The sequence below is a fragment of the Aestuariivirga sp. genome (assembly GCF_041738905.1).
GTDB lineage: Bacteria > Pseudomonadota > Alphaproteobacteria > Rhizobiales > Aestuariivirgaceae > Aestuariivirga.
Genome location: NZ_JBGSOZ010000026.1, coordinates 1 through 16,141, shown reverse-complemented (window position 1 = coordinate 16,141; position 16,141 = coordinate 1). Strand labels below are relative to the sequence as shown.

At 62.1% G+C, this 16,141-nt stretch carries 18 protein-coding genes, 1 tRNA gene and 1 pseudogene; 8 read left to right on the top strand and 12 right to left on the bottom strand.

Annotated elements, in window-relative coordinates; genetic code table 11:
• Position 1: 1 nt before the first annotated feature.
• Both ACEW8Q_RS01720 and ACEW8Q_RS01715 read right to left on the bottom strand, forming a co-directional pair.
• Positions 2-385: pseudogene (locus tag ACEW8Q_RS01720) on the bottom strand (response regulator); the annotation flags it as partial.
• Positions 385-1,389: an ATP-binding protein gene (locus ACEW8Q_RS01715; protein WP_373502324.1), complete on the bottom strand. Its 1,005-nt coding sequence runs from the start codon at positions 1,387-1,389 to the stop codon at positions 385-387. The gene ACEW8Q_RS01715 and the pseudogene ACEW8Q_RS01720, both read right to left, overlap by 1 nt.
• A 1-nt stretch (position 1,390) precedes the next feature.
• Here ACEW8Q_RS01715 and ACEW8Q_RS01710 point away from each other — a divergent pair, with 1 nt between their 5' ends.
• From ACEW8Q_RS01710 to ACEW8Q_RS01695, 4 genes are all read left to right on the top strand, one after another.
• Positions 1,391-1,576, top strand: a complete 186-nt coding sequence (locus ACEW8Q_RS01710; protein ID WP_373502323.1) for a hypothetical protein — start codon at positions 1,391-1,393, stop codon at positions 1,574-1,576.
• 9 nt (positions 1,577-1,585) lie between these two features.
• Positions 1,586-2,896, top strand: coding sequence for a TRAP transporter large permease (locus ACEW8Q_RS01705; RefSeq protein ID WP_373502322.1), 1,311 nt, complete (start codon positions 1,586-1,588; stop codon positions 2,894-2,896).
• 282 nt (positions 2,897-3,178) lie between these two features.
• The gene (locus tag ACEW8Q_RS01700; RefSeq protein ID WP_373502360.1) at positions 3,179-4,192 is read left to right on the top strand and encodes a ligase-associated DNA damage response exonuclease; all 1,014 of its coding nucleotides are present in this window, start codon (positions 3,179-3,181) and stop codon (positions 4,190-4,192) included.
• Positions 4,189-5,775, top strand: a complete 1,587-nt coding sequence (locus ACEW8Q_RS01695) for a cisplatin damage response ATP-dependent DNA ligase (RefSeq protein ID WP_373502321.1) — start codon at positions 4,189-4,191, stop codon at positions 5,773-5,775. The genes ACEW8Q_RS01700 and ACEW8Q_RS01695 overlap by 4 nt, the downstream gene beginning before the upstream one ends.
• Here ACEW8Q_RS01695 and ACEW8Q_RS01690 read toward each other — a convergent pair.
• The 4 genes from ACEW8Q_RS01690 to ACEW8Q_RS01675 all read right to left on the bottom strand — a co-directional run bounded on the left by ACEW8Q_RS01690 (position 5,759) and on the right by ACEW8Q_RS01675 (position 9,404).
• A complete protein-coding gene (locus ACEW8Q_RS01690) occupies positions 5,759-6,673 on the bottom strand; it encodes an acetamidase/formamidase family protein (protein ID WP_373502320.1) in 915 nt (304 codons plus the stop codon). The two genes, ACEW8Q_RS01695 and ACEW8Q_RS01690, sit on opposite strands and share 17 nt — an antisense overlap.
• Positions 6,674-6,766: 93 nt before the next feature.
• Positions 6,767-7,657 carry a B12-binding domain-containing protein gene (locus ACEW8Q_RS01685; RefSeq protein WP_373502319.1) on the bottom strand — a complete coding sequence of 297 codons (891 nt, stop codon included), beginning with the start codon at positions 7,655-7,657 and terminating at the stop codon, positions 6,767-6,769.
• 113 nt (positions 7,658-7,770) lie between these two features.
• A complete protein-coding gene (locus tag ACEW8Q_RS01680) occupies positions 7,771-8,370 on the bottom strand; it encodes a DUF4126 domain-containing protein (protein ID WP_373502318.1) in 600 nt (199 codons plus the stop codon).
• Positions 8,367-9,404 carry a histone deacetylase family protein gene (locus tag ACEW8Q_RS01675; RefSeq protein WP_373502317.1) on the bottom strand — a complete coding sequence of 346 codons (1,038 nt, stop codon included), beginning with the start codon at positions 9,402-9,404 and terminating at the stop codon, positions 8,367-8,369. Before ACEW8Q_RS01675 ends, ACEW8Q_RS01680 begins: the two co-directional genes overlap by 4 nt.
• 144 nt (positions 9,405-9,548) lie before the next feature.
• Here ACEW8Q_RS01675 and ACEW8Q_RS01670 point away from each other — a divergent pair, with 144 nt between their 5' ends.
• Positions 9,549-11,429: a primary-amine oxidase gene (locus tag ACEW8Q_RS01670; protein ID WP_373502316.1), complete on the top strand. Its 1,881-nt coding sequence runs from the start codon at positions 9,549-9,551 to the stop codon at positions 11,427-11,429.
• A 73-nt stretch (positions 11,430-11,502) separates the two neighbouring features.
• Here the strand turns inward: ACEW8Q_RS01670 and ACEW8Q_RS01665 are convergent, their stop codons facing one another.
• The 4 genes from ACEW8Q_RS01665 to ACEW8Q_RS01650 all read right to left on the bottom strand — a co-directional run bounded on the left by ACEW8Q_RS01665 (position 11,503) and on the right by ACEW8Q_RS01650 (position 13,215).
• A complete protein-coding gene (locus ACEW8Q_RS01665; protein ID WP_373502315.1) occupies positions 11,503-12,111 on the bottom strand; it encodes a hypothetical protein in 609 nt (202 codons plus the stop codon).
• A 10-nt stretch (positions 12,112-12,121) separates the two neighbouring features.
• Positions 12,122-12,262: a hypothetical protein gene (locus ACEW8Q_RS01660; RefSeq protein ID WP_373502314.1), complete on the bottom strand. Its 141-nt coding sequence runs from the start codon at positions 12,260-12,262 to the stop codon at positions 12,122-12,124.
• Between the two features lie 29 nt (positions 12,263-12,291).
• Positions 12,292-12,774 carry a hypothetical protein gene (locus tag ACEW8Q_RS01655; protein WP_373502313.1) on the bottom strand — a complete coding sequence of 161 codons (483 nt, stop codon included), beginning with the start codon at positions 12,772-12,774 and terminating at the stop codon, positions 12,292-12,294.
• A gap of 365 nt (positions 12,775-13,139) precedes the next feature.
• Positions 13,140-13,215: transfer RNA gene (locus ACEW8Q_RS01650), tRNA-Ala, on the bottom strand.
• Positions 13,216-13,325: 110 nt separating this feature from the next.
• Here ACEW8Q_RS01650 and ACEW8Q_RS01645 point away from each other — a divergent pair.
• From ACEW8Q_RS01645 to folD, 3 genes are read left to right on the top strand one after another with little or no spacing between them, the layout of a single operon-like run.
• The gene (locus ACEW8Q_RS01645; RefSeq protein ID WP_373502312.1) at positions 13,326-13,625 is read left to right on the top strand and encodes a YggT family protein; all 300 of its coding nucleotides are present in this window, start codon (positions 13,326-13,328) and stop codon (positions 13,623-13,625) included.
• Positions 13,622-13,948, top strand: a complete 327-nt coding sequence (locus ACEW8Q_RS01640) for a DUF167 family protein (protein WP_373502311.1) — start codon at positions 13,622-13,624, stop codon at positions 13,946-13,948. Before ACEW8Q_RS01645 ends, ACEW8Q_RS01640 begins: the two co-directional genes overlap by 4 nt.
• 2 nt (positions 13,949-13,950) lie before the next feature.
• The gene (folD, locus tag ACEW8Q_RS01635) at positions 13,951-14,829 is read left to right on the top strand and encodes a bifunctional methylenetetrahydrofolate dehydrogenase/methenyltetrahydrofolate cyclohydrolase FolD (protein ID WP_373502310.1); all 879 of its coding nucleotides are present in this window, start codon (positions 13,951-13,953) and stop codon (positions 14,827-14,829) included.
• 6 nt (positions 14,830-14,835) lie between these two features.
• On the opposite strand, the gene ACEW8Q_RS01630 is transcribed toward folD, so the two are convergent.
• On the bottom strand, positions 14,836-15,534 hold the full coding sequence (locus ACEW8Q_RS01630; protein WP_373502309.1) for a glycosyltransferase: 699 nt from the start codon (positions 15,532-15,534) through the stop codon (positions 14,836-14,838).
• Between the two features lie 69 nt (positions 15,535-15,603).
• Entirely contained in the window at positions 15,604-16,140 is a 537-nt protein-coding gene (gene ppa, locus ACEW8Q_RS01625) for an inorganic diphosphatase (protein ID WP_373502308.1), read from the bottom strand.
• Position 16,141: the final 1 nt, after the last annotated feature.

Here is a 16,141-nt window from a genome sequence, read left to right as displayed (position 1 = left end):
CGAGGCTGTCGAAGGTCACCGGCTTGCAGATGAATGAATTGACACCGAGATTGTAGGTGCGGACGATGTCCTCCTCAGCCTTGGAGGTCGTGAGAATCACGATCGGAATGCGCTGCAGGATGGGTGAGGCCTTGATCTCACGGAGTGCCGTCCGGCCATCCTTGCGCGGCATGTTGAGGTCAAGCAAGATGAATCCCGGGTAGGGATGGTCCGCGAGGCTGGTGTATTCACCCTCGCGTTGCAGGTAGTTCATCAGCTGCATGCCATCCTCGACGAAGTCGACAGGATTGCTCAGGCGCGATTCCTCGAAGGCATCCTTGATCATCATCCGGTCATCGGCATCGTCCTCGGCGACAAGAATGCGAATCGGGAGCGTGGAGCGCATCATGCTGCGAATTCCTTGTTGGTCTGTGATAGCGGAAGGGTGATGATGAAGGTCGAGCCTTCGCCCGGCCGGCCGATTGCGTCGATCATGCCGAGATGGCGTTCGACGATCTTTCGGCAGGTGGCCAGGCCAATGCCGGTGCCTTCGTATTCGGTGCGGCTGTGGAGCCGCTGGAAGATCACGAAGATCTGTTCCTTGAAGTGCTGCTCGAATCCGATGCCATTGTCGGCGATCGAGATCGTCACGGCGCGGCCGGAAACCGGAAGGTTGTGATCGTCGGTGAACTCCGCGGAGATCCTGACTACGGGATCGGCGCCGTTCCTGCGGAACTTGATGGCGTTGCCGATCAGGTTCTGAAACAGCTGGCGCATCTGCATCGGATCAGCTTCGAGCGGCGGAAGCTCTGCCACCTCGACGGTCGCCGAGGTTTCCTCGATGCGAATCTGCAGGTCCGAGAGGACACCGTTCAGAACTTCGTTGAGCTGCACCTGCTGGAAGGGAGCCGCCGCCGTCGTCACGCGCGAATAGGAGAGAAGATCGTTGATCAGTTGCCGCATGCGGCTTGCGGCACTCTGCATGCGATTGACGAACATCTGGCCTTCCTCGGGAAGGACGGAGATGTATTTCTTGACAAGGCGGTCACCGAAGGCCTCGATCTTGCGGAGCGGCTCCTGCAGGTCATGCGAGGCCACATAGGCGAAGTCGACCAGCTCGCGGTTCGATCGCTCGAGCTTCCGCGTGTATTCGACCATCTTCTCGGTGGTCGTCTCGAGGTCGGTGATGTCCTGGTAGGTGGCAATGGTCCCGCCGTCCGACATGGGCTCGCTCATCACCGCGATCACGCGGCCATCCTTCAGGCGCTGCTTGATGACGGTGCGGATGCGCAGCTTCGCCGGATCGTTGCGTTCGGCCAGCGCGCGCTCGGCTTCTTCCGCCGTATAGTTGCCGAGGCTCACGGAGTATTCCATCAGGCCGCGGAGCGTGATGCCGGGCTTTGGCGCCACGATGGCCGATGATTGGAAGGTGAAGGCGGGCGACCTCAGCACAGGACTGGATGCAACGCCTCTGTGGATCCCGCAGACCAGCATGGCCATCGGTGCCGTTGTCTTCGCCGTGGCCATCCTCGACCAGTTTCTCCAGTTGCTGCTTACCGGTGCCCACAGCGTCAAACAGTCGTCCGGCATCGAGTGAGCTGACAAAATGGATTCGATCACCATCCTCGCCGTCCTTCTGGGCGTGATGTTCCTGCTGCTCGGGTCCGGCGTGTGGATCGGGCTTGCGCTCATGGCAGTCGGCGGCTTTGCCATCGAGGTTTTCGCGGGACGTCCGGCGGGCGATGCCATTGCCACCACCATCTGGTCGTCTTCGTCGTCGTGGATGCTGACGGCGCTTCCGATGTTCATCTGGATGGGGGACATCCTGCTCTGCACCAAGCTATCGGAAGACCTTTTCCGCGGGCTTGCGCCCATGATGGGCCGCATTCCGGGAGGCCTGCTCCACACCAATGTCATGGGTTGCACGCTGTTCGGCTCGGTGTCGGGTTCCTCAGCAGCAACGCTTGCCACGGTCGGCAAGATGACGGTGCCGGAACTCAAGAAGCGAAACTATCCCGAGCCGCTCATCATCGGCACGCTGGCCGGTCCCGCCACGCTCGGCCTCATGATTCCGCCCTCCATCATCATGATCGTCTATGGCGTGATGACGAACGAGTCGATCGCGGCCATCAATATCGCGGGCATAATCCCTGGCCTTGTGCTGGCGCTGTTGTTCAGCGGCTACATCGCGATAAAGTCCAAGACGATGCGCGGCTATGCCCCGGTCCAGGAAGCAAGCACAACCATATGGGAAAAGCTCGTGGCGAGCCGCAGGCTCATCCCGGTGTTCGTTCTCCTGTTCCTCGTCATCGGTTCGATGTTCGCGGGCTATGCGACCGCGACGGAGTCGGCCGCTGTCGGCGTTGCCGGCGCATTCGCGCTGGCGTGGTGGCAGGGCACGCTCAGCTGGAACAGCTTCTCCACCAGCCTGATGGGTGCTACGATGGCCTCGGCGATGATCGCGCTCATTCTCGCAGCGGCGTCAGGCCTTTCGCTTGCCATGGGCTTTCTCGGATTGCCTGAAGCGCTCGCCCAGTGGGTTAGCACGCTGGAGCTGTCGTCCTTCGGGCTCATCATGTGCCTGCTCGTGCTCTACATGGTTCTCGGCTGCTTCCTTGATGGCATCTCCTGCGTCGCCCTCACCATCGCCATCATCGAGCCCATGGTGCGGAGTGCCGGGATCGACATGATCTGGTTCGGCATCTTCGTGGTGCTGGCTGTCGAGATGGCGCAGATTACGCCGCCCGTCGGTTTCAATCTCTTCGTGCTGCAGCAGATGACCGGGCACGGCATGTTCAAGATTGCACGCTGGGCATTTCCACAATTCGTCATCATGGTCGGCATGGTGTTCGTGCTGATTGCCATTCCCGAACTTGCCACATGGCTGCCGAAGCAGATGATTCCTGTGGCTGGTTAGCAACGGTCCCGGAATAGTACCCCGATGGCGCAGCGCTGAAACCACATCTTAATCCTTTTTTTCCTGTTCGAAACTCTTTTGAAACTCTGATCCCTCATAGTGAACACATGGCAAGCAGACCCGGAGCGGGGTCAAGGCCAGGGGCGGTCCGGGATTGGGTATTGCGTACCCGGGCACCAGATTAAGCGGGGGACCTCCGGGCGGAGCGTCCCCCGTTGTTTTTGCGCGGCAGTGTCGGAAGACTTGCGGAACCGCCCGCGGCGCATGACATTGCTGCCTGACATGAGCGCTCCGCCACCCTTCGAATCCTGGCTTCGTCCCGGCCCTTCTGGGCTCTATTGCGTTCCGGGTGATTTCCATATCGATCCGCATGCGCCAGTGCCGCGTGCGGTGATCACTCATGGTCATTCCGACCACGCCCGCCCAGGGCATGCAGCCGTGCTTGCCACGGCAGACACTCTTCAAATCATGAAGCTGCGGTTGGGGAATGGCGCTGGCGGCCAGTTGCAGGCCCTTGCCTATGGTGAGCCGATCAAGGTGCGCGACGTGACGGTGCGGCTGGTGCCGGCCGGGCATATCCTGGGTTCGGCGCAGGTCGTCATCGAGTACAAGGGCCAGCGCGCGGTGATCTCCGGCGACTACAAGCGCCACGGCGATCTGACCTGCGATCCCTTCGAACTCGTGCCTTGCGATCTCTTCGTCACCGAGGCCACATTCGGATTGCCGGTCTATCGGCACGAGCCAGACAGGGGCGAGGTGGCAAAGCTGCTGACCTCGCTGAGGGACTTCCCCGACCGCACGCATCAGATCGGTGTCTATGGCCTCGGCAAGTGCCAGCGCCTCATCGCGTTGCTGCGCGAGGCAGGCTACGACCGGCCGATCTGGCTGCATGGCGCGCTCCGCGCGATGACGGACTACTACCTCGCGCGCGGCTTTGACCTTGGCGATGTTCCATCGGTCGCCGAGTCGAAGGACAAGCTCGCCGGCGAGATCGTGTTGTCACCGCCTTCAGCGTTGGGTGACCGATGGTCGCGGCGCTTTGCCGATCCGCTGGCGGGCTTTGCCTCGGGCTGGATGCGGATCAGGGGCCGCGTGCGCCAGCGCGGCGTGGAGCTGCCGCTCATCATCTCGGACCATTGCGACTGGCCCGAACTGTTGCAGACGATCACTGAAACAGGCGCCCGCGAGGTGTGGGTCACGCATGGCCGCGAGGAGGCGCTCGTTCACGAGATGGGCAAGCGCGGCATCGCGGCGCGCGCATTGCGTCTCGTGGGCCGCGAGGACGATGCCGAATGAAGGCCTTCTCCGCCTTGCTCGATCGCCTGACCTACACGCCGTCGCGCAACGGCAAGCTGATGCTCATGCGCAACTACTTCATCTCGACGCCCGATCCGGACCGTGGCTTCGCGCTGGCCGCCCTCACCGATGGAATCCCGCTTCAGTTTCCGCTACGCCGCGTGCTGGGCGAGATCGGCGAGAGCCGTTTCGATCCGCAGCTCTTCCGCATGTCGCGCGACGATGTGGGCGACACGGCGGAAACGGTCGCGCTGATCTGGCCTTCGGTCTCAGCTGCAGGCGAGGCGCCGCGTCTGCCGGAGGTGGTCGCGGCGCTGTCGAAGGCGGGCCGCGGCGGGCATGCGGAACTCCTCACGCAATGGCTCGACCGGCTCGATGCCACGGGACGCTGGGCGCTGTTGAAATTCCTGAGCGGCGCGCCGCGCGTCGGCGTGTCGGCGCGGCTTGCCAAGCAGGCGGTGGCGGATGCCTTCGGGCAGAATGTGGATGACATAGAAGAACTCTGGCACGGGCTGGAGCCGCCCTATCAGCCGCTGTTCGACTGGCTGGAGCAGAAGGCCGAGAGGCCGGCGCTTTCTGCCAATCCGGTGTTCAGGCCCATGATGCTTGCGCATGCGCTGGAGGATGCCGAGTGGAATGCGTTGGCGCTCGAAGACTTTGCCGCTGAATGGAAGTGGGATGGCATCCGCATCCAGGCGGCGGGGAAGGGCGGCATGACGCGGCTGTTCTCGCGCACGGGCGATGACATCGGCAACAGCTTTCCCGAGTTGCTCGATCACTTCAGGTTCGATGCGGTGCTCGATGGTGAATTGCTGGTGCTGCGCCAAGGCGAGGTTGCGCCCTTCGCCGATCTCCAGCAGCGGCTCAACCGCAAGACCGTCACCAAGGCCATGACGACCAAGTATCCCGTTCACGTGCGCTTCTATGATGCGCTCGAGATCGGCGGCGAGGATCTGCGCGGGTTGTCTTTCATGGCGCGGCGCAAGCGGCTGGAGGAGTGGCATGCATCATATGGTCCGCCCCACAGCGATCTCTCGGAGGTGCTGCCGTTCGAGGACAAGGACGCGCTGAAGCGGCGCTGGGAGGCAACGCGCGAGGAGGGCATCGAGGGGCTGATGCTGAAGCGCAAGGAAAGCCCCTATCTTGCGGGCCGCCCCAAGGGCCACTGGTACAAGTGGAAGCGTGCCGCACTCACCGCGGACTGCGTGCTGCTCTATGCGCAGAAGGGCTCGGGCAAGCGCTCGTCATTCTATTCGGATTATACATTCGGGGCGTGGATGGAGAAGGACGGCGCGAGCGTTCTCGTTCCTGTCGGCAAGGCCTATTCAGGCTTCACCGACGAAGAGTTGGGGCAGCTCGACCGTTTCATCCGTCAGAACACCGTCGAGCGCTTTGGCCCGGTGCGCTCCGTTGCGCCGAAACTGGTGCTGGAAATCGCATTCGACGCGATCAATGCGTCGGCGCGGCATAAGTCTGGAGTAGCAATGCGCTTTCCGCGCGTGGCGCGCATCAGGTGGGACAAGCCCGCCGCCGAAGCCGACACGCTGGAGACCCTCAAGGGCCTCATCACTTCAGCCCGGTGAGCGCGCTCCTCGCAATGCGGCAGGCAACCGAATAAGCGGGGTTGAAGACGTTGGCGACGTCATAGCGGACGGCCTGCCCCATGATGTGGCTCGCCGCCACTTCATCAAGGCCATAGTCCTCCATCAGCCAATCCAGCATCTCTGTCGTCGCGTGCTGCAGGGCCTGATCCAGCGGACGTGAATTCCCGACCGTGAAGATCTCGGTATCGGTCATGCCGCGCGGCCAGCCGATCTTGCGGTTCTTGATCATCTTCACGGTGAAGGTCACTTCCGCCGCCGTCTCGATTCCGGTGCCGACGATTTCGCCATCGCATTGCTGGGCATGAACGTCGCCGAGGAAGAACAGTGCGCCCGGTGCCGACACGGGGAACATGACATCCACCCCGGCGCAGAAGCCGCGATAGTCCATGTTGCCGCCATAGCGTCCGCTGGTCGCGGTCGAGATGGCCTGCCCCACATCGGGTGCCACGCCGAAGCAGCCGATCATGGGTTCGACCGCAACCGACCAGTTCTGCAGCGATGCGGGCGGCTCGGCCAGCCAGGCGCGTCCTTTCTGGGCGTCGATCACCCACCCGGTCTTCCTGCGTTCAGGAAAGCGCGCCACTGCGCCAGGATCGACCACGTTCGGACTCAAGGTATCGAAGGTCCAGCCGGTGGCCCGCGTCATCCTAATGGCGTCGATCTTCACCTGCAGCGTGTCGCCAGGCTCCGCGCCTGCCACGAAGAATGGACCGGTCATGGGGTTGGGCCGGTCCCCCCGCTTGTTCCCGTGACGGTCAAAGCCATGCGCGTCCACCGTCTCGGCAATCACGGTGTCGCCGCTCGCGATTTCGAGAACCGGCGGATGGCTGCCGATGGTGTTGAAGAACGCTGTGGGGACGAAACGGTGCGTGGTCATCTGAACATGTCCGGAATGCTTGTGCGGGTATTCTGCGCCGCTCTCCCTGAGCCGCGCAACTTCAAAGGCACTGGCGCGGGCAAAAGGTGCAGGTCAGACGAGGCTGGAGACGAGAAGCTTCTTCGCCAGAATGACGGCGGAGGGGCCATCCGCGGCTGTGCCGTCAGCGCCCACGGCCTCCACCCACTCCGGGTTGCGGGCGATGGCGGAACCGCCGACCATGATTCCGACCTTGCGGTTCAGAGACAGTTCGCGCACGCGCTTCACGGCCAGTGCCAGGCTTTCGAGGTGGATGTCGGAGCCCAGTGAAAAGCCGACCACCGCAAAGGAATCAAGCGCTGCAATGTCGGCTGCTTCCTCGATCCGCGGCGTGGCGCAGGTCCAGACGTGCCAGCCGCTCGCGCGGAGGAACTTCTGCAACATGGTGTTGCCGAGGCTATGCTGGTCGCCCGGTGCCGCAGCCAGCAAGACCTTGCGCTTGTCGTCATAGGGCGAGACATGGTCCAGCCCACTGAAGACATGCACGAGGCGCTGGAGCTTTGACACGCCGAGCGTCACGTCCACGAAGTCGATCTTGTCGTCCTCCCACAACGCGCCCAGATGGCGCGCCGTCGGCTCGAGCAGTTCCATGTGCAGGCGGTCGAGAGACACGCCGCCATCCTTGAGCGACAGGATGTAGTCGGCGGCGTCCTCATTGTCGGGGCCGAGGATCAGCTTGGCCAGTTCGAGAATTTCAGCCGTGCGCGTCGGTTCAGCATGGACATGGGTCTGTGCCGACTGCTTGACCGCGCTGTAGAGCGCCATAAGGCGAGGCACGACCTGACCGGCAACAATGCCGGCAAGCCTGGTGTGCCGCTCGTCCGGCGAGTCGACATTGATCGACAGGGGAGGAAGAAAATTGACTTCCGGACCCTGAGCCGCGTGCTGGCGCGGTTCTATCCGGGCAAACGCCTGCCCGTCCGACTCATCCTGGTCGCCCACCATTCTCCCACCTCATCCGGCCGGACATTCTGTGGTCGCGGCATCGGTCTCAATTGTCGCAAGCCGGATGATAGGGAAGGCCAGCTTTCAAAGCAATCTTGGATTTTCCAGTACCGTTACCGGGGCGATGGACGGCCGCCTGTATCATCCGGACCACCTTTCCCGCGGCGCCGGAACAGCCGGAACGCGGCCAGCGCCAGAAGGGCCGTGAGGGCCAGTGCGATCAATGGCGCGGCGAGTGCAACGATCGAGAGGACCGTGGCGCCAGCCAGTTCGCCCGTTGCAACGGCAGCATTGCCCAGCCCCGCCGTGAGCATGGTTGAATGCGCCCGCACGAAGGTGGTGGCACCTTGTGTCATTGCCGCAGCGCCGCCGCCCGCGATTATGGCGAGCGTCCACTTCAGCATCGGCGAGACATCCGTCATGGCTGCCGCGGCCACCACGATACCGGCGATCACGGCGGCGGGCGCCGCGAGCGCATCGAGCAGGTTGTCGAGGTCGGGCACATAGAAGGCGACCACTTCAATGGCGGCGGCCACCGCCAGCATCAGCAGCGCAGGCAAGGTCGCCAGCCAGTCGAAGCCGGCACCGGGCGAGACATAGCCCCAGTTGGCGGCGGCGCTCATCACCAGCAGCGGCACGAAGACCCGAAAGCCCGATGCGGCCGCAAGCGCCACGCCGAGCGCTACCGAGAGCGCCAGATCGATTTCCGTCACGGCGAGGCCGCCTCGAAGGCCTGCAACGTGTTCACGATGTTGACGCCGAGCGCCTCCACGGCATAGCCGCCTTCCATCACGAAAAGCGTGGGAAGGCCAAGCCCCCCGATACCGGAGCCGATCTTCGAGAAGTCTTCGCTTTCAAGCTTGAAGGCGCTCACCGGGTCATCCTTGTAGGCATCAGCGCCCAGCGACACGACGAGCACATCTGGCGCATAGGCCTTGACCGCAGCGAGGGCCTTTTCGAAAGCCGGTCCATAGGTGTTCCAGGCGGTGCCCTTGGGCAGCGGCAGGTTGAGGTTGAAGCCCGTTCCATCGCCGGCCCCCGTTTCGGCGGCAAAGCCCATCAGAAAAGGATATTCCTCTTCCGGGCGGCCATGGATCGACACATAGAGCACGTCGCTCCGCTCATAGAAGATCCGTTGCGTGCCGTTGCCGTGATGGTAGTCGACATCGAGAATGGCAACGCGCGCGGCACCCTGGTCACGGAAGGCCTGAGCCGCCATGGCGGCGTTGTTGATGTAGCAATAGCCGCCCGCGAGATCCTGCGAGGCATGATGGCCGGGCGGGCGGCACAATGCGAAGGCCGTGCGCTCGCCCCTCTGCACAAGCTGCTGCGCGGTCAATGTCGCATCGACGGCGCTGCTGATCGCCTCCCATGTGCCTGCAACAATGGGCACGCAGACATCGAAGGTGTAACAGCTCAGCATCGCCTGGATCGAGTCGCCCGGCGTCTGGTTCATGCCGCGCATGCCGAACATGTAGGCGGTCGCAAATCCGCCGATGCCCATTTCCTTTTCCCAACGGTCCCATGCGGTTTCGAGAAACCGCACATAGGCCGGGTCATGCACGCGATGCACCGCATCGAGCCCATGCCGCTCCGCTTCGATCACTTGCCCGAACCCCGTCTCGCGAAGCCGCGCGAGGATCTGCTCCATGCGCTCCGGCTTCTCGAACATCGGCACGAAACGGTTGTACATCATCTCCATGGCCCCGCTGTGCCCGTGGTGCCCGCTGCCATAGACGATCTTCATGCCCTGTCTCCCACTGCACGTCCTTCTTCATCCACATGCTAGCCGCAGGCGCGGAGCGCGCAAGTGGCATGCGTGCGGTTCTGACCGCTTCAATTGCTCCACGCGGTCATGCTAGGTCTTTTGCGAACAGGGAATACCGATCACATGTCCTCGCACCCGCTCGAACCGCTGACCAATGATGAAATTGCCCGCGCCGCAGACATTGCCCGCACGAAAGGCGCGTTGAGCCCCAAAGCGTGGTTCGAGACCATCGCCCTTCACGAACCCTCGAAGGAACAGTTGCGTGCTGGCACCTCGCGGCGCGAGGCCTTTGTCTGCTGCTATGATCCGCAATCGGGCGAGACATGGGACGGTGTCGCCGATCTGGCGTCAGGAACGTTCACAACCTGGCGCAATGCCGAAGGCATGCATGCGCGGATCGTCGCCGACGAGTTTGGCGCGGGCGGCGATGTCGCCAAGACCGATCCGCGCTTCATCGCGGCTTGCGCACTTCGTGGCATCACCGACATGGACACGGTGCTGGTCGAGGCCTGGGCCGCGGGGCAGTTCGGCATTGCTGAGGAGGCCGACGAGCGTATCGCATATGGCCATTGCTGGGTGGCCAATGAATCCGGCGACAATCCTTATGCGCGGCCCATCGCAAACTTGCATCCCGTCATCGACCTGCGCCGAATGAAGGTGTTGCGCGTCGATGACTTCGGCGTGGTGCCGTTGCCGCCCGAATGCGTGCCGATCAAGAGCGCCACGCACCGGACCGACCTGAAGCCGCTGGAGATCACCCAGCCCGAAGGACCCAGCTTCACGGTCGAGGGCCATCTGGTGCGCTGGCAGAAGTGGCAGATCCGCGTCGGCTTCCATGTGCGCGACGGCCTCATCTTCCATCAGATCGGTTATGAGGACAAAGGCCGGGTGCGGCCGATCATGCACCGCGCCTCGATGGCGGAGATGGTGGTCCCCTATGGCGATCCCACCGGCGCCAACTACAGGCGGAACGCCTTCGACACCGGTGAATATGGCGTCGGCCAATTCCTCGATTCACTCACCCTCGGTTGCGATTGCCTCGGGCACATCCATTATTTCGATGCCTGGGGCCATGACTGGCACGGCAAGCCGAAGCTCATCAGCAATGCCATCTGCATGCACGAGGAAGATTTCGGCACGCTGTGGAAATTCACCAACTGGCTCACCGGCGACGTGACGGTGAAGCGCTCTCGCCGCCTCGTGATCTCGTCCATCTCGACGATCGGCAATTATGTCTATGGCTTCTTCTGGTATTTCTATCAGGACGGCACGATCGGCTCGGAAGTGAAGGCGACCGGCATTCCCTTTGCCTCGGCCTTGCCCGTCGGTGCCAAGTCTGCCTATGGCGCACTGATGGCGCCGGGGATCGAGGCGCATGTGCACCAGCATGTGTTCAGCTACCGCTTCGACATGACGGTCGACGGCGAGCGGAACTCGGTGAAGGAGGTGAACTTCTCCGCCGTGCCGGTTGGCCCCGAGAACCCCCATGGCAATGCCATCCGCATCAGCGAAACGGTGCTTCCCTCCGAACAGCAGGCGATTCGCGACATCGATCTCAGGGCGCAACGCTACTGGAAGGTGTTCAATCCGCATGAGACAAATGCGGTGGGCGAGCCCACGGCCTACAAGCTGGTGCCGGGTGTCAACGCGTTTCCCTATCAGGATCCGGACTCATACGTCGGCCGCCGCGCCGGCTTCATGTACCACCACCTCTGGGTCACGCCCTATGCGGAGAGCGAGCTTTATCCAGCAGGGCAATATCCCAACCAGCACGCCGGCGGCGACGGCTTGCCGGACTGGACGAAGGCAGACCGGCCCATCGAGGACAGGAACATCGTCGTGTGGTACACAATGAACTACCACCACCTGCCACGCCCCGAAGACTGGCCTGTGCAGCCCTGCGTCTACGCCAATTTTCACTGGATGCCGTCGGGCTTTTTCGACGCAAACCCGGCGCTGGACGTGCCCTCGCCCGAACCGAAGAAAGGGCATTGCTGCGATTGATGGGTGGCAGACTCGCGTACCGACATAGGGTCCCGGTTCAATTCTGACTGAAAGAGCGAAAATGCTCGCGAATCTAGTTCGGCAGTTGACCTTTCTTCAGTCGCGCTATCACATCCAAACGGAGGTCATCTTCTGTCATTCCTCGGGCCGCAATGGTCGTCGAAACGTCGCTGCGGTCAATGCCCGCAGCTGTCATAAGAGCTTCGTGTGCTGCATCACGGACGACCGAGTTATCAGATTCCTCAAACTGTTTGATAACAAGCGCGATGAGCTCTTGGTCCTTGTGTTCCTTCAAAAGGAACTCGGCAATGCCTATTGAATGAAGCTTTAGGTCATCATAGGGATCCCAGTTCACGCCTTCGATGTACTTCATCAACAACGGCAGGTATTCGTGTCTGCCGTGGAAGTCGATCAAGGCACGAAGCGCTTCCCCGGCTACCATTGTGTCATCGGCATAGGTCGCCAACTTCTCAAAGACCGGGATGTAACGGGGGTCGAATGACTTCGCCAAAATCCGCACTCTTTGGTACAGGTCATCCGGATTTGTGAGGTCGGATGCCACACCGTCGAGCTCTTCGCGAGACAGCTTTTCGATCAGGTTTCCATCTTCCATCAGCCTCTTCTGATACGAGTTGAGGTCCCGCTTGCTCAGTCGGCCTTTGCTTTTCTGGTTGCCTTTCACTCAATTTCCCTCAGTTCAGGTTTCGGTTTCTCGCTCTGGCCATCATTGTGTCCATGGTGACGGCGTCCTCTGGACGGTAGAACATGCTGTCCTCGCCTGTTGCCGAAAGCGCTTCCTTCAGCTCATCGGACACGAGAAGATGCGATTTCATGCGTGCATCGCGGGCCAGATGCAGATCACCTAGGCAGCTAGGAATGTGCACGAACTGGCTGACCCCGAAGATGATGAAGCGGTCTGGATTTGCAGTTTTTGGGTTATCGTGGACTTCTCGGGATCGATGCAAAACACCCGGTCCATGACGATGGGCCAGAAAAAGTCGTCGCAGATTTCGCCCCGCGCAATCAGCCGGATCGGTAGGAACTGCACATGGTCCTCTGGCACAAACTTGAGGATGATGTCGCGCCAGACCGCATCGACAGCGGTTGTCCCATCCATTGGCGGACAGTGCAGCTTCTTGAACTTCCTCAGCGCCGTCTTCGACTTGAACACGGGCCGGTAAATGGCCTGATCAAGCCGCTTGTCGCCCAAAAGCCCGGTACCATTCAATGGCGGACAGAGCCTGATGTCCAAATCGGCTCCCCACTCATCGTCTTCCTTCGGATGTCTCCAAACCCAAACCATGTCCACACTACCGCCCCGTTTGCCAACCCCAGAAGCTGCCACCGCTACCGGTTCCAGAGGAACCGCCGCTACTGCCGCCCGACATCGTCGAGGCCGTGATGGCCAACCGGCTCGCACGCGGCCTCGGCATCAGCGATCTCACCGATCTTCCACCCGATTGGGTAGAACAGCGCCAACAACTGAGCCCTGCGGGCGTCTCCGGTTTCTGACGAACCCGTCTCAACCTCATGCGGAACTCCAATCTTGGAAATCGAATGGCAGAGCCAGAGACAGGCGGACAAATCGCCGGGTTCTTGCACCTCTCGAAGCGCTGCAAGAGACTGAATTCCTGTTGTGCCGGACCGCAACGCCCGTACCTGCCGGAGAATTCCCGGCAAACGCAAAAAACAGCGAAATTCGTGACTGCCTGGTGGAGCGAAGGGGGATCGAACCCCTGACCTCGGCATTGCGAACGCCGCGCTCTCCCATCTGAGCTACCGCCCCTTCCACAGGCTGAAGCGCTTTTAGTCAGGCCGGGCAAAACCGTCAAGCTTGCTTGCGCGGTGCTCCCGCCCTACATGGACGTCTGCACCAATCACAGGACCGCCTTCGCCATGACGTCCAACCCGTTTCTCTGGCTGATCCTCACTCTCATCGACGTCTATTTCTGGATCATCCTGGCAACCGTCATCCTGAGCTGGCTGGTGGCCTTCAACGTGGTCAACCGCACCAACCCCTATGTGCGGCAAATCGGGCAGGCGCTGCAGCGCCTGACGGAACCGCTGCTGGGGCCCATCCGCAAGCGGCTGCCCGACCTCGGCGGCATCGACATCTCGCCCATCGTGCTGCTGATCGGCCTGCAGTTCTTCGGCATGCTGGTCGCATGGGTCTTCCGGAAACTCGGCCTCGCGTGACCTCGCCCTTGCGGTCCGGCCGGGGCGGGCTGCTCCTCGCCGTCCGGGTGACGCCGAAGTCTTCCCGCAATGAAGTCACCGGACTCTACACCGCATCCGATGGGGCCGTGTCGCTGGCCGTGAAAGTGACGGCGCCGCCGGACAAGGGCAAGGCCAACAAGGCCGTTATCGAGACGGTGTCCAAGGCTGCCGGCCTCCCCAAATCCGCGTTCAGCCTCGTTTCGGGCGAAACCGAGCGCAACAAGGTGCTTCTGGTGACTGGAAATCCGGCAGGACTTGAGGCATTGATGGCCCTGAATGTGAATGCAGGGAAGGAAAGTTGAATATGGCGAAAACAATTGATGGCAAGGCCTATGCCGAAGGCCTGAGGAGGCGGATCGCCAAGGCGGTCGCCGGCCTCAAGGACAAGCATGGCCTCACCCCCGGCCTCGCGGTGGTTCTGATCGGCGAGGACCCGGCGTCCAAAGTCTATGTGGCCAACAAGGCGAAGCAGACGGTTGAAGTCGGCATGAACTCGTGGGAGCACAAGCTTCCCGCCGAAACGTCAGAGGCTGATGTCCTGGCGCTGGTCGAGACGCTCAACACCGATCCTGCCTGCCATGGCATTCTGGTTCAACTGCCGCTGCCGAAGCACATCGATTCCACGAAGGTGCTTTCGGCGATCTCGCCGGCCAAGGATGTCGACGGCTTCCATGTCGTGAATGTCGGCAAGCTCTCCACCGGGCAGGACTCGCTCGTGCCCTGCACGCCAACGGGTTCCGTGATGCTGGCGAAGGACGTGCTGGGATCGCTCGACGGACTGGAAGCCGTGGTCATCGGCCGCTCCAACATCGTCGGAAAGCCGGTGGCGCAATTGCTGCTGGCCGAGAACTGCACCGTCACCATCGCCCATTCGAAGACGAAGGACCTGCCCGGTGTGGTCCGCCGCGCCGATCTCGTCATTGCCGCCGTGGGGCGTCCCGAGATGGTCAAGGGCGACTGGCTGAAGCCCGGCGCCATTGTGATCGACGTCGGCATCAACCGCATCGAGCGAGACGGCAAGGGCAAGCTGGTGGGCGACTGCGACTATGCCTCCTGCGAGAAGGTGGCGGGCGCCATCACGCCGGTTCCGGGCGGCGTCGGCCCCATGACCATCGCCTGCCTGCTCTACAACACGGTGAAGGCCGCCTGCGCGGCAGAAGGCATCGCGCAGCCGGAGATGTAATCCGGCTCACTCGTTCTCGAAGGGTCCGTCGATCACCCGCTGCAGCGAGAAGTCGACAAGCAGCTTCTCGCGGTGCCATTCGGACGCCATGGGCGCGTGGGCATATTCGTGGAAACAGGGGGTGCCCAGCGTCCAGTGGAGGAGTTTCGCCTGCTGGTTGGCGCCGAACTCGTCGGGGAGCCAGTTCCACACTTTCGGAATCTCGCCGACGAGTGAATCGTCCAGCCACGTGAAGCGGTGGAGCTGGGCGCCGGTGGCCCCCATCACGAAGTCCGGCGTCACCACCTTGTTGGCGGGATGGCCGCAGTTCCACAGGACAACGCTCGACCAGTTCTTGCGCGGGTAGTCGGCATTCGCCGAGCCCAGGTACTTGGTCGTGGCCTTGGTCTTGTAGTCATGATGCACGCACATCACGGCCTTCGACTCGTCGCGCATCGCCCAGAGTTCGGCAACGTCGCCGCGCAGCAGCATGTCGCCGTCGACGAAGAGCGCCCAGCCCTGATGGTTCATCAGGTGCGGCACCAGGAAGCGGCTGTAGATGAACTGGTTCGAGCCGTCCTTGTGGGTTTCCGCGTAGCCGCGCAGGTTACCGAGCGCCAGAGGCATCAGCGCCAGCGGCTGGCTGGAATGGCGGATCAGGCTGTTGGCGCAGACATGATAGGCGATGGCTTCGCGCGGGTCATAGCCGATGGCGACGTTGATCATGGTGGTACCTCCAGCCGATATGGCTAGAGAGCACACGCATCTTCAACCTTGACCTGAGTCAATTGCCTCTCAGGCCTTGGCCCGCTTTGCCCGTTCGATTCCCTCGACAATCATGCGCTCGGCTTCCGCCGCATTGCCCCAGCCCACGACCTTCACCCACTTGCCGGGCTCCAAGTCCTTGTAGTGCTCGAAGAAATGCTCGATCTGCTGGCGGGTGATCTCGGGCAGGTCGGTGTATTCGTGGACGTTCTCGTAACGCCTTGTGAGCTTCGGGGTGGGAACGGCCACGATCTTCTCGTCGCCGCCGGCCTCGTCATTCATCTTGAGCACGCCCACCGGGCGGCAGGCGACGATGGCGCCCGGAATGATGCCACGCTGGTTGGCGATCAGCACGTCGACCGGGTCGCCGTCGCCTGAGAGCGTATGTGGGATGAAGCCGTAGTTGCCGGGATAGCGCATGGACGTATAGAGGAAGCGGTCGACCACCAGCGTGCCCGCCTCCTTGTCCATCTCGTACTTGATCGGTTCGCCACCGACCGGCACCTCGACGAGGACGTTGACTTCCTTGGGGGGATTGTTGCCGATCGAAATCGCGTCGATGCGCATG

Bases quoted from the DNA above. Each gene is read 5' to 3' on its own strand.
- ACEW8Q_RS01710 (WP_373502323.1), top strand. From the start codon at position 1,391: ATGGCCGATGATTGGAAGGTGAAGGCGGGCGACCTCAGCACAGGACTG.
- ACEW8Q_RS01705 (WP_373502322.1), top strand. From the start codon at position 1,586: ATGGATTCGATCACCATCCTCGCCGTCCTTCTGGGCGTGATGTTCCTG.
- ACEW8Q_RS01700 (WP_373502360.1), top strand. From the start codon at position 3,179: ATGAGCGCTCCGCCACCCTTCGAATCCTGGCTTCGTCCCGGCCCTTCT.
- ACEW8Q_RS01695 (WP_373502321.1), top strand. From the start codon at position 4,189: ATGAAGGCCTTCTCCGCCTTGCTCGATCGCCTGACCTACACGCCGTCG.
- ACEW8Q_RS01690 (WP_373502320.1), bottom strand. From the start codon at position 6,673: ATGACCACGCACCGTTTCGTCCCCACAGCGTTCTTCAACACCATCGGC.
- ACEW8Q_RS01685 (WP_373502319.1), bottom strand. From the start codon at position 7,657: ATGGTGGGCGACCAGGATGAGTCGGACGGGCAGGCGTTTGCCCGGATA.
- ACEW8Q_RS01675 (WP_373502317.1), bottom strand. From the start codon at position 9,404: ATGAAGATCGTCTATGGCAGCGGGCACCACGGGCACAGCGGGGCCATG.
- ACEW8Q_RS01670 (WP_373502316.1), top strand. From the start codon at position 9,549: ATGTCCTCGCACCCGCTCGAACCGCTGACCAATGATGAAATTGCCCGC.
- ACEW8Q_RS01660 (WP_373502314.1), bottom strand. From the start codon at position 12,262: ATGAAATCGCATCTTCTCGTGTCCGATGAGCTGAAGGAAGCGCTTTCG.
- ACEW8Q_RS01645 (WP_373502312.1), top strand. From the start codon at position 13,326: ATGACGTCCAACCCGTTTCTCTGGCTGATCCTCACTCTCATCGACGTC.
- folD (WP_373502310.1), top strand. From the start codon at position 13,951: ATGGCGAAAACAATTGATGGCAAGGCCTATGCCGAAGGCCTGAGGAGG.
- ACEW8Q_RS01630 (WP_373502309.1), bottom strand. From the start codon at position 15,534: ATGATCAACGTCGCCATCGGCTATGACCCGCGCGAAGCCATCGCCTAT.
- ppa (WP_373502308.1), bottom strand. From the start codon at position 16,140: ATGCGCATCGACGCGATTTCGATCGGCAACAATCCCCCCAAGGAAGTC.